The sequence below is a fragment of the Pseudomonas sp. 24 E 13 genome, from assembly GCF_900004715.1.
In the GTDB taxonomy this organism is placed as follows: domain Bacteria; phylum Pseudomonadota; class Gammaproteobacteria; order Pseudomonadales; family Pseudomonadaceae; genus Aquipseudomonas; species Aquipseudomonas orientalis_A.
In genome coordinates, this window is sequence record NZ_CVTO01000152.1 from 1 (window position 1) to 11,921 (window position 11,921).

The 11,921-nt window shown below is 59.1% G+C and carries 10 protein-coding genes; 1 reads left to right on the forward strand and 9 read right to left on the reverse strand.

Annotation, left to right across the window (positions count from 1 at the left end; all coding sequences use genetic code 11):
* The 6 genes from BFP90_RS22690 to sdhC all read right to left on the reverse strand — a co-directional run.
* Positions 1-439: E3 binding domain-containing protein (locus BFP90_RS22690; RefSeq protein ID WP_176718066.1), on the reverse strand; the 439-nt coding region annotated here is incomplete at its 3' end.
* A gap of 44 nt (positions 440-483) precedes the next feature.
* Entirely contained in the window at positions 484-3,315 is a 2,832-nt protein-coding gene (locus tag BFP90_RS22695; protein WP_065894785.1) for a 2-oxoglutarate dehydrogenase E1 component, read from the reverse strand.
* 261 nt (positions 3,316-3,576) lie between these two features.
* Positions 3,577-4,281: a succinate dehydrogenase iron-sulfur subunit gene (locus tag BFP90_RS22700; RefSeq protein WP_003172807.1), complete on the reverse strand. Its 705-nt coding sequence runs from the start codon at positions 4,279-4,281 to the stop codon at positions 3,577-3,579.
* Positions 4,282-4,292: 11 nt separating this feature from the next.
* Positions 4,293-6,065 (reverse strand): succinate dehydrogenase flavoprotein subunit, encoded by a 1,773-nt coding sequence (gene sdhA / locus BFP90_RS22705; RefSeq protein ID WP_065884233.1) that lies wholly within the window; start codon positions 6,063-6,065, stop codon positions 4,293-4,295.
* 3 nt (positions 6,066-6,068) lie between these two features.
* On the reverse strand, positions 6,069-6,437 hold the full coding sequence (gene sdhD, locus BFP90_RS22710; protein ID WP_065884231.1) for a succinate dehydrogenase, hydrophobic membrane anchor protein: 369 nt from the start codon (positions 6,435-6,437) through the stop codon (positions 6,069-6,071).
* On the reverse strand, positions 6,431-6,805 hold the full coding sequence (sdhC, locus tag BFP90_RS22715) for a succinate dehydrogenase, cytochrome b556 subunit (RefSeq protein ID WP_065884229.1): 375 nt from the start codon (positions 6,803-6,805) through the stop codon (positions 6,431-6,433). Before sdhC ends, sdhD begins: the two co-directional genes overlap by 7 nt.
* A 365-nt stretch (positions 6,806-7,170) precedes the next feature.
* Between sdhC and gltA the strand changes: the two genes are divergently transcribed.
* Positions 7,171-8,460 carry a citrate synthase gene (gene gltA / locus BFP90_RS22720; RefSeq protein ID WP_003233249.1) on the forward strand — a complete coding sequence of 430 codons (1,290 nt, stop codon included), beginning with the start codon at positions 7,171-7,173 and terminating at the stop codon, positions 8,458-8,460.
* 252 nt (positions 8,461-8,712) lie between these two features.
* On the opposite strand, the gene BFP90_RS22725 is transcribed toward gltA, so the two are convergent.
* From BFP90_RS22725 to BFP90_RS22735, 3 genes are all read right to left on the reverse strand, one after another.
* Positions 8,713-10,371: a cation acetate symporter gene (locus tag BFP90_RS22725; protein WP_065898032.1), complete on the reverse strand. Its 1,659-nt coding sequence runs from the start codon at positions 10,369-10,371 to the stop codon at positions 8,713-8,715.
* Positions 10,368-10,679, reverse strand: a complete 312-nt coding sequence (locus BFP90_RS22730) for a DUF485 domain-containing protein (RefSeq protein WP_057014105.1) — start codon at positions 10,677-10,679, stop codon at positions 10,368-10,370. Before BFP90_RS22730 ends, BFP90_RS22725 begins: the two co-directional genes overlap by 4 nt.
* Positions 10,680-10,933: 254 nt before the next feature.
* Positions 10,934-11,785: a glycine betaine ABC transporter substrate-binding protein gene (locus BFP90_RS22735; protein ID WP_065894784.1), complete on the reverse strand. Its 852-nt coding sequence runs from the start codon at positions 11,783-11,785 to the stop codon at positions 10,934-10,936.
* Positions 11,786-11,921: the final 136 nt, after the last annotated feature.

The following is an 11,921-nucleotide window of genomic DNA, read 5'->3' on the forward strand; positions in this document are numbered from 1 at the left end:
CCGCAGCCACCACGTCTTCCTTGGTGACACGGCCGTCTTTGCCGGTGCCCTTGATGGACGCCAGGTTGATACCGTTTTCTTCAGCCAGCTGGCGAGCAGCCGGTGCAGCGATTGGATCTTCGCCACCCGCAGCCGGAGCGGCGGCAGGTGCGGAAGCGGCAGCCGGTGCAGCGGCGGCGGCAGGAGCAGGAGCAGCAGCGCTGCCCTCTTCGATCGAGCCCAGTACCTGGTTCGACAGGACGGTAGCGCCCTCTTCGGCCACGATTGCGCCCAGCACGCCGTCGGCTTCGGCCAGCACTTCCAGCACGACTTTGTCAGTCTCGATGTCGACGATCAGGTCGTCACGCTTGACGGCCTCGCCTGGTTTCTTGTGCCAGGTGGCAACGGTGCCATCGGCAACCGATTCCGGGAATGACGGGGCTTTGATTTCGATAGCCATTATCTGTAGGTCCTTAAAATTCGGTTTCAGTCAGCGCGAAGGCGTTAAACAGTGAAAGCAGCTTGCAGCAGTTTTTCCTGCTGCTCGGCGTGCATCGACGCATAACCACAGGCAGGTGCAGCAGACGCATCACGACCGGCATACTCCAGGCCCAGGGCCTTGTTGTGGTTGCCGATGCTGCGACGCAAGTGATGCTGGCTGCTGTACCACGCGCCCTGGTTCATCGGTTCTTCCTGACACCACACCACATTCGTGAGGTTGGTGTAAGGCGCGATGATCTCCATGAGGTCATCTTCCGGGAACGGGTAAAGCTGCTCGATACGCACGATGGCGATGTCTTCGCGGCCTTCGGCACGGCGTTTTTCCAGCAGATCGTAATAGACCTTGCCGCTGCACAGGATCAGGCGAGTGACCTTGGCGGCGTCCAGCGTATCGATTTCCGGAATAACGGTCTGGAACGAACCTTCGGCCAGATCTTCCAGGGTCGAAACGGCCAGTTTGTGACGCAACAGCGATTTCGGAGTCAGCACGACCAGTGGCTTGCGCAGCGGGCGGATCACCTGGCGACGCAGCAAGTGGTAGATCTGCGCCGGGGTCGTCGGCACGCACACCTGGATGTTGTGCTCGGCGCACAGCTGCAGGTAACGCTCCAGACGGGCCGAGGAGTGCTCGGGGCCCTGACCTTCATAACCGTGTGGCAGCAGCATGGTCAGACCGCACAGACGGCCCCACTTGTGCTCGCCGCTGGTGATGAACTGGTCGATAACCACCTGGGCACCGTTGGCGAAGTCGCCGAACTGGGCTTCCCAGATCACCAGCGCGTTAGGCGTGGTGGTGGAATAGCCGTATTCGAACGCCAGCACGGCTTCTTCGGACAGGAACGAATCGTACAGGTCGAAACGTGGCTGGCCTTCGTACAGGTTCTGCAACGGGATGTAGGTGCCCGCGTCTTTCTGGTTGTGCAATACAGCATGACGGTGCGAGAACGTACCGCGGCCGATGTCCTGGCCGGTCATGCGGATCGGGTGACCTTCGAACGCCAGGGTCGCGTACGCCATGGTTTCGGCGTAACCCCAGTTGATCGGCAGGCCGCCGGCTTGCATTTTCTGACGGTCTTCGTAGATCTTCGCAACCTGGCGCTGAACCACAAACCCTTCAGGAATTTCCAGCAACTTGGCAGACAACTCCTGCAACGTCTTCAAGTCGAAGCTGGTGTCATGGCGCGCAGTCCAGGTGTGGCCCAGGTACGGACGCCAGTCAACGAACAGCTCTTTGTTCGGTTCCTTGACCAGGCTCTTCACCACATGCAGGCCGTTATCCAGCGCATTGCGGTATTCGTCGATCTTCGCCTGGACGCGCGCGTCATCCAGCACGCCGGCCTTGGTCAGGCTTTCGGCGTACAGCTCACGGGTGGTGCGCTGCTTGGTGATCTGCTGGTACATCAACGGCTGGGTGCCGCTTGGCTCGTCCGCTTCGTTGTGACCGCGACGGCGGTAGCACACCAGGTCGATGACCACGTCACGCTTGAATTGCATGCGGTAGTCGACAGCCAGTTGGGTCACGAACAGTACGGCTTCCGGATCATCGCCATTCACGTGCAGGATCGGCGCCTGGATCATCTTGGCAACGTCGGTAGCGTACTCGGTAGAGCGCGCATCCAGCGGGTTGCTGATGGTGAAGCCAACCTGGTTGTTGATGACGATATGAACCGTGCCGCCGGTCTTGAAGCCGCGGGTCTGCGACATCTGGAACGTTTCCAGGACCACGCCTTGACCGGCGAATGCCGCGTCACCGTGGATGGAAATCGGCAGGACCTTCTCGCCGGTAGCGTCGTTACGACGATCCTGGCGCGCACGCACCGACCCCTCGACCACCGGGGAAACGATTTCCAGGTGGGATGGGTTGAATGCCATGGCCAGGTGAACTTCACCGCCGGTGGTCATCACGTTGGACGAGAAGCCCTGGTGATATTTAACGTCACCGGAACCCAGCTCGACCTTCTTCTTGCCTTCGAACTCGTCGAACAACTCGCGCGGGTTCTTGCCGAAGGTGTTGACCAACACGTTCAGGCGACCACGGTGAGCCATGCCGATCACGACTTCCTTAGTGCCATAGGAACCGGAACGCTGGATCAGCTCATCGAGCATCGGAATCAGGCTCTCGCCGCCTTCCAGGCCGAAACGCTTGGTGCCCGGGTATTTGGTACCCAGGTATTTTTCGAGACCTTCAGCGGCGGTCACGCGCTCAAGCAGATGGCTGCGCACATCGGCAGACAAGACCGGACGGCCACGCACGCCTTCCAGGCGATGCTGGAACCAATGACGCTGCTCGGAATCGGTGATGTGCGTGAACTCGGCGCCGATGGTGCGGCAATATGTCTGCTGCAACGCTTCGTGAATTTCGCGTAGGCTCGCTTCCTCTTTGCCGATGAACAGGTCGCCGGCACGGAAGGTCGTATCAAGATCGGCATTGGTCAAGCCGTAATGATTGATCGACAGGTCAGCAGGTGCAGGACGCTGCCAGAGCCCCAGCGGGTCAAGCTGGGCCGCCTGGTGGCCGCGCATCCGGTAAGCCTGGATCAGTCGCAGTACTTCAACTTGCTTCTTCTCGTGCTCACTGCTCACGCTGCCGGCGGAAACCGGTTGGGCGCGGCGCTGGTTCTTTGCCAGCAACACGAAATGATCGCGAATCGCAGCATGCGATACATCGGTGGCAGCGTTGCCGTCTGAAGACAACGTCTGAAATTTGGTGCGCCATTCTTCTGGCACAGCGTTAGGGTCGTGCAGGTAGAGCTCATAAAGCTCTTCCACATAGGCAGCGTTACCACCTGAAAGATAGCCGCTGTTCCACATGCGCTGCATCACGCTTTCTTGCATGCTTGGTCACCCTCGATTTGGGGACACCACCGGCGAAAACACCGAGTTTGCTTGCAAAAGGCCAAGTGCAGCGACCAGAACAAGCCACTAGGATCACGCTGATAGTTCGGGTACCAACCCGAATGCCCCTGCTTGTCTCATTTCTTCAAAATAAGAGCCGCGGCTTTGTAAGTCGCTGCTCAAGTTAAAACTACGGCGCCGGTTGAAGCCTGCGCCGCAGCATTTACGGGCACAACGGTCCTGCTTTTACTGCAACGTCAGTTACACGCCGCTCTGCAGCAGCATGTTACGGATGTGACCAATGGCCTTAGTCGGGTTCAGGCCTTTGGGACATACGTTGACGCAGTTCATGATCCCGCGGCAGCGGAATACGCTGAACGGGTCATCCAGCGAAGCCAGACGCTCGGACGTCTTGGTGTCACGGCTGTCTGCCAGGAAGCGGTAGGCTTGCAGCAGCGCAGCCGGGCCCAGGAACTTGTCCGGGTTCCACCAGAAGGACGGGCACGACGTCGAGCAGCAAGCGCACAGGATGCACTCGTACAGGCCGTCGAGTTTTTCGCGCTCTTCCGGGGACTGCAGACGCTCGATGGCCGGAGCCGGCGTGTCGTTCTGCAGGAACGGCTTAACTTTCTCGTATTGCTTGTAGAAGATGCTCATATCGACGACCAGGTCACGGATAACCGGCAAACCTGGCAGTGGACGAACGATCAGCTTGTTGCCCTTGACCACGGCCGACAGCGGCGTGATGCACGCCAGGCCGTTTTTGCCGTTGATGTTCATGCCGTCGGAACCGCACACACCTTCACGGCAAGAGCGACGATAGGAGAAACCTTCGTCCTGCTCTTTGATCAGTGCCAATACATCCAGCACCATCAGGTCTTTACCGCCGGTATCGACCTGGAATTCCTGCATGAACGGCGCGGCGTCCTGATCAGGGTTGTAGCGATAAACACTGACTTTCAACATGGCAGCCACCCTTAGTAAGTCCGAATCTTCGGTTCAAACGTCGGCACCGTCTTCGGCGAGAAGTTCACGGCACGCTTGGTCACGCGCTTGTCACCCGGGAAGTACAGGGTGTGGCACAACCAGTTCTCGTCGTCGCGGTCTTCAAAGTCTTCACGGGCGTGAGCACCACGGGATTCCTTGCGAACCTCGGCGGCGATCGCCGTCGCTTCAGCCACTTCCAGCAGGTTCTGCAGCTCAAGGGCTTCGATCCGAGCGGTGTTGAACGCCTGGCTCTTGTCGTTGATCTTGACGTTGGCGATGCGTGCGCGCAGGTCGGCCAACTGGGCGATACCCTTCTGCATGTATTCGCCGGTACGGAACACACCGAAGTAGTTCTGCATGCAGCTTTGCAGCTCGCGACGCAGGGTTGCCACGTCTTCGCCGTCAGTGCGCTCGTTCAGAGCGTTCAGGCGCGCCAGGGCGGCTTCGATGTTGGCGTCGGTGGCGTCATCGTATTCGATGCCGTCGGTCAGGGCTTTTTCCAGGTGCAGGCCGGCAGCGCGGCCGAATACCACCAGGTCGAGCAGCGAGTTGCCGCCCAGGCGGTTGGCACCGTGAACCGATACGCAAGCCACTTCGCCTACTGCGAACAGGCCGTGAATGATCTCGTCCACGCCTTCGGCATTCTGGGTGATGGCCTGGCCATGAATGTTGGTCGGCACGCCGCCCATCATATAGTGGCAGGTCGGAACCACCGGAACCGGAGCAACCACCGGGTCAACGTGAGCAAAGGTCTTGGACAGCTCGCAGATACCTGGCAGACGGCTGTGCAGCACTTCTTCGCCCAGGTGATCGAGCTTGAGCAGTACGTGGTCGCCGTTCGGGCCACAGCCGTTGCCGGCGATGATCTCTTTAACCATCGAACGGGCCACAACGTCGCGACCGGCAAGGTCTTTCGCGTTCGGAGCATAACGCTCCATGAAACGCTCGCCGTGCTTGTTGATCAGGTAGCCACCTTCACCACGGCAACCTTCGGTCACCAGTACACCGGCGCCGGCGATGCCGGTCGGGTGGAACTGCCACATTTCGATGTCCTGTACCGGCACGCCTGCACGCAGGGCCATGCCGACGCCGTCACCGGTGTTGATCAGGGCATTGGTGGTGGACGCGTAGATACGGCCTGCACCGCCGGTCGCCAGCACGGTAGCCTTGGCGCGGATGTAGGTGGTTTCACCGGTTTCGATGCAAATGGCGATGACGCCGACGAACTCGCCCTTGCCGTTCTTCACCAGATCGACAGCGTAGTACTCGTTCAGGAACGTGGTACCGGCTTTCAGGTTGCCCTGATAAAGGGTGTGCAGCAGCGCGTGACCGGTACGGTCGGACGCGGCGCAGGTACGGGCAGCCTGCCCGCCTTTACCGTAATCCTTCGACTGGCCGCCGAATGGACGCTGGTAGATACGGCCTTGCTCGGTACGGGAGAACGGCAGACCCATGTGGTCCAGCTCGAACACCGCAGCCGGGCCTTCCTGACACATGTATTCGATAGCGTCCTGGTCACCGATGTAGTCGGAACCCTTGACGGTATCGTACATGTGCCAGCGCCAGTCATCGTTCGGATCGGCGGAGGCGATGGCGCAGGTGATGCCACCCTGGGCCGATACAGTGTGCGAACGCGTCGGGAACACCTTGGTGATCACGGCGGTCTTGTGGCCACCCTGGGCCAGCTGCAGCGCAGCGCGCATGCCGGCACCGCCGCCACCAATAATGATGGCGTCGAATGAAATAGTTGGAATGTTAGCCATGAATCAGATACCCCAAAGAATCTGCACACCCCAGACGAAGTAAGCGAACATCGCAATGCCGCATACTGCCTGGAAGAGGAAACGGACTGCGGTCGCGGACTTGCCCAGCGCCATTGGCGTCAGGTAGTCGGTCGCGATGGTCCACATGCCGACCCAGGCGTGAGCGCCCAGGGCGACAAGGGCCAGCAGGCTGAAGATTCGCATCGCATTGTGGGCGAACAGGCCGTGCCACTGCTCAAAGCCGATGCCCGGGTTTGCGACGAGGTATCCGATCAGGAAAATGAAATAAGCCGCGAGAACGACCGCAGACACACGCTGTGCCATCCAGTCATAGAGGCCCGAACGCGACAGATTCGTTACGCTGGTTACCATATCCAAACTCCTGCCAGAACGATCAGCACCACGGAAATGGCGATGATGATTTTCGAGCCCAGGCGGCCGCCTTCGAGCGTCTCACCGATACCCGCATCCATGATCAAGTGGCGCACGCCGGCTACCAGGTGATACAGCAGAGCGGACAGGAGGCCCCATGCTACGAACTTGGCCAGCGGGCTGGTCAAGGTTGCCTTCACCTCGGCAAAACCTTCCTCGGAACCCAGGGATTTGCTCAATGCGTAAAGCATGATGCCCAGGCCCAGGAACAGGATGATGCCGGAAACACGGTGCAGGAACGACGTAACGCCGGTGATGGGGAGTTTGATGGTCCTTAGGTCTAGGTTTACAGGTCGTTGGCTATTCACGGCTTTTTTTCACACTGAAGAGCCCCTAACAATCAGGGCAAAGTTGTTGGGGAGTGCGACTGGTCAGGTAAGCACCACCCAGGGAGTGCGACCCCCAATGAAAGCAAGCCCAAAAGCCCTTGGCGGTCGGTGGCCGAGTATAGACAGTTAGGTTACTAATGACAACGCGCACACCTCACCCTAATAGCTGATTGCGCTGACGGGATAAAAGGCGTAAATGGCAGGCAATTTCGACGAAAAAGTACGGTTAAAGCCTTCTGGAGCAAGACTTTAGGCAAATTGACATCTGAATTTATCTCACTATAGTGGTGCGGGCCCTGCGTGGGGGGCCTGTCTGATGATTTGAAGCATAAATAGGAGGCCACATGGCTGACAAAAAAGCGCAGTTGATCATCGAGGGCGCAGCCCCCGTCGAGCTGCCCATTTTAACCGGCACCGTTGGTCCCGATGTTATCGACGTACGGGGCCTGACGGCCACGGGCCGTTTCACTTTCGACCCAGGCTTCATGTCGACCGCCTCTTGCGAGTCGAAGATCACCTATATCGATGGCGATAATGGCATTCTGCTTCACCGCGGCTACCCGATCGAGCAACTCGCCGAACAGTCGGACTATCTGGAAACCTGCTACCTGCTGCTAAATGGCGAATTGCCAACAGCCGAGCAGAAAGCCCAGTTCGTCAGCACCGTGAAGAACCACACCATGGTTCACGAGCAGCTGAAGACCTTCTTCAACGGCTTCCGTCGCGACGCCCACCCGATGGCCGTCATGTGCGGCGTGGTCGGCGCCCTGTCGGCCTTCTATCACGACTCCCTGGACATCAATAACCCGCAGCATCGCGAAATTTCCGCGATCCGCCTGGTTGCCAAGATGCCGACCCTGGCCGCAATGGTTTACAAGTACTCCATGGGCCAACCCATGATGTACCCGCGCAACGACCTGACGTACGCGGAAAACTTCCTGCACATGATGTTCAACACGCCGTGCGAGATCAAACCGATCAGCCCGGTGCTGGCCAAGGCCATGGACCGGATCTTCATCCTTCACGCCGACCACGAACAGAACGCCTCCACCTCTACCGTACGTCTGGCGGGCTCTTCGGGTGCCAACCCGTTCGCCTGTATCGCCGCCGGTATCGCCGCACTGTGGGGCCCTGCCCACGGCGGTGCGAACGAAGCCGTATTGACCATGCTCGATGAAATCGGCGATGTCTCGAACATCGACACATTCATCGCCAAGGCCAAGGACAAGAACGACCCGTTCAAGTTGATGGGCTTCGGTCACCGGGTCTACAAGAACCGCGACCCGCGCGCCACAGTCATGAAGCAGACCTGCGACGAAGTGTTGAAGGAACTGGGCATCAAGAACGATCCGCAACTCGAACTGGCCATGCGCCTGGAAGAGATCGCCCTGACCGACCCGTACTTCATCGAACGCTCGCTGTACCCGAACGTCGACTTCTACTCGGGGATCATCCTCAAGGCGATCGGCATTCCCACCAGCATGTTCACCGTGATCTTCGCCCTGGCGCGGACCGTGGGCTGGATCTCCCACTGGAAGGAAATGCTCTCGAGCCCGTACAAGATTGGCCGCCCGCGCCAGTTGTACACCGGCTACGAGTCGCGTGATATCACCAAGCTGGAAGATCGCAAGTAAGCATTTAGCTGCACGCTGTACTGAGAACGGCCTCCCTTAGTGGAGGCCGTTTTTATTTGTGTCGTCTGAGCTGGCCTCATCGGGGGCAAGCCCCCTCCCACACTGGAGTGGGTTCACACATCTGAACGTGTGAATACAGTCAAATGTGGGAGGGGGCTTGCCCCCGATGAGGCCAGACCAGACACCACAAACCCCCAGACAAAAAAAATACCCCAGCCTTTCGACCGGGGCATTTCTTATCCCTCTAAAAGCTTAGTGGTTAACCGCCCCACTCGCCCCCAGCCCCGTCTGCGAACGCACAAACTGCGGGAAGTACAGCGCACGCTCTTTCTCCGCCGCCGCCGACTTGTCGGTGATGGAGAAGACCCAGATACCGACGAACGCAATGATCATCGAGAACAGCGCCGGGTACTCGTACGGGAAGATGGCTTTTTCATGGTGCAGGATCGAGACCCAGATGGTCGGACCCAGCACCATCAGGCCCACGGCACTGACCAGGCCCAGCCAGCCACCAATCATGGCGCCACGGGTGGTGAGGTTTTTCCAGTACATGGAAAGCAGCAGTACCGGGAAATTACAGCTGGCGGCAATCGAGAACGCCAGGCCGACCATGAACGCAATGTTCTGGCTTTCGAACAGAATCCCCAGGCCGATAGCCAACACCGCCAGGGCGATGGTGGTGATCTTCGACACGCGAATCTCGTCCTTCTCGTTGGCCTTGCCTTTCTTGATCACGCTGGCGTACAGGTCGTGGGACACCGCCGAGGCACCTGCGAGCGTCAAGCCGGCAACCACCGCAAGGATGGTGGCGAAGGCCACGGCCGAGATGAAGCCCAGGAAGATACTGCCGCCCACCGCGTTGGCCAGGTGCACCGCCGCCATGTTGTTGCCGCCGAGCAGAGCACCGGCCGCGTCCTTGAACGCCGGGTTGGTGCTGACCAGCAGGATCGCGCCAAAACCGATGATGAACGTCAGGATATAGAAGTAACCGATAAAGCCGGTGGCATACAGCACGCTCTTACGCGCTTCCTTGGCGTCACTCACGGTGAAGAAGCGCATCAGGATGTGCGGCAGGCCCGCAGTCCCGAACATCAGGGCAAGCCCCAGGGAGAACGCCGAGATCGGGTCTTTCACCAGGCCGCCGGGGCTCATGATCGCTTCACCTTTAGGGTGAACCTTGATCGCCTCGGAGAACAGCATGTTGAAGTCGAAGTTGACGTGCTTCATCACCATCAGCGCCATGAACGAGGCGCCGGACAGCAGCAGCACTGCCTTGATGATCTGTACCCAGGTGGTCGCCAGCATGCCGCCGAACAGCACGTACAGGCACATCAGGATGCCCACCAGGATCACCGCCACATGGTAATCGAGGCCGAACAGCAGCTGGATCAACTTGCCTGCGCCGACCATCTGCGCAATCAAATAGAAAGCCACCACCACCAGCGAGCCACAGGCCGACAGGCTGCGGATCTGGGTTTGGCCCAGGCGATAGGACGCCACGTCGGCAAAGGTGTACTTGCCCAGATTACGCAGGCGCTCGGCGATCAGGAACAGAATGATCGGCCAGCCCACCAGGAAGCCGATCGAGTAGATCAGGCCGTCATAGCCGGAGGTGAACACCAGCGCGGAAATCCCCAGGAAGGACGCGGCCGACATATAGTCGCCGGCAATCGCCAGGCCGTTCTGGAAACCGGTGATCTTGCCGCCGGCCGCATAGTAGTCGGCCGCCGAGTTGTTGCGCTTGGAGGCCCAGTAGGTGATGCACAACGTCGCGCCGACAAAGGCCACGAACATCAGGATCGCTGCAATATTCAGCGGTTGCTTGTGCACTTCACCGGTCAATGCATCGGCCGCCCAAACGGCGGGCGCAAAGACTGAAGCGCCGAATACAGCCAATAGACGACGGATCATTGCGCAGCCTCCTTGAGAATCGCATTGTTCAGGTCGTCGAATTCGCCGTTGGCGCGTCGTACATAGATGCCGGTGAGGATGAAGGCCGAGACAATCAGCCCGACCCCGATGGGGATGCCCCAGGTGATGGATGAACCAGGGCTGAGCTTGGCCCCCAGCACTTGGGGCCCGTAGGCGATCAACAGGATGAATCCGGAGTAAAGCCCTAGCATGATCGCCGAGAGAATCCAGGCGAACCTTTCCCTTTTCCTGACCAGCTCCTTGAAACGCGGGCTGTTTTGAATCGAGAGGTAAATGCTGTCGTTCATTGTTTTTATCCTCGCAGCACAGCTTTTTTATTATTGGAACATGGCCACTGTATGCGGCTGCGGAACAGGTTCCAGACGACCTTAGTCTTAGATCGAGTGTAGCGAGGGATTGTGAGAACACAGGAAGATTTGCGGGGGACAAAAATCAATGTGGGAGGGGGCTTGCCCCCGATAGCGGTGGGTCAGTCAAAATAGCTGTGACTGACATGCCGCCATCGGGGGCAAGCCCCCTCCCACAAGGTACATCGGGGAATTTACTTAGCGAGCCACTCGGCGACGCGCTCAGGGTGCTTGGCGACCCAATCCTTGGCCGCTGCGTCCGGCTTGGCACCTTCCTGGATCGCCAGCATGACTTCACCGATTTCATCCTTGGAGGCCCACTGGAATTTCTTCAGGAAAGCCGCCACTTCCGGCGCTTTCGCCTCCAGGCCCTTGCTGCCGATGCTGTTGACGGTTTCAGCAGCACCATAAACGCCTTTTGGGTCATCCAGGAAACGCAGTTTCCACTTGGCGAACATCCAGTGCGGCACCCAACCGGTGACCGCAATGGAATCCTGCTTGTCTTCGGCGCGGGTCAGTTCGGCGATCATTGCGGCGCCCGAGCTGGCTTGCAGTTTGTAGTCGAGCCCGTATTGCTTGATGGCCTCGTCGGTCTTGAGCATCACGCCTGAACCGGCGTCGATGCCGACGATTTTGTTTTTGAAGGTGGTGTCGGTCTTGAGGTCTTCGATGGACTTGGCCTTGACGTACTCCGGCACGATCAAGCCAATTTTCGCATCCTTGAAGTTGGGGCCGTAGTCGACCACCTTGTCCTTGTTCTTGGTCCAGTATTCGCCGTGGGTCACCGGCAGCCAGGCGGACAGCATGGCATCGAGCTTGCCGGTGGCCACACCCTGCCACATGATCCCGGTGGCGACCGCTTGCAGCTTCACGTCATAGCCGAGCTTTTGCTTGATCACTTCAGCCGCCACATGGGTGGTGGCCACGCTGTCGGACCAGCCATCCACATAGCCGATGCTCAGGGTTTTGCTGTCGGCACTGGCCAGTGTGGAGCCCATCGCAACTACCAGAGTGGCAGCTGCGCCCAAGAGTCGTCGCATCTTCATATTACTTCCCCGAAAGTGCTGCGCCCGACGAATGCCGAGCGACGTCAACCTGTTGTTATACGGTGCACCGCGCCCCCTTCACGCGCATCGATCCGGTCGCTGAGGCATCAGTGGAGTACTGACGGTTTTATCATCA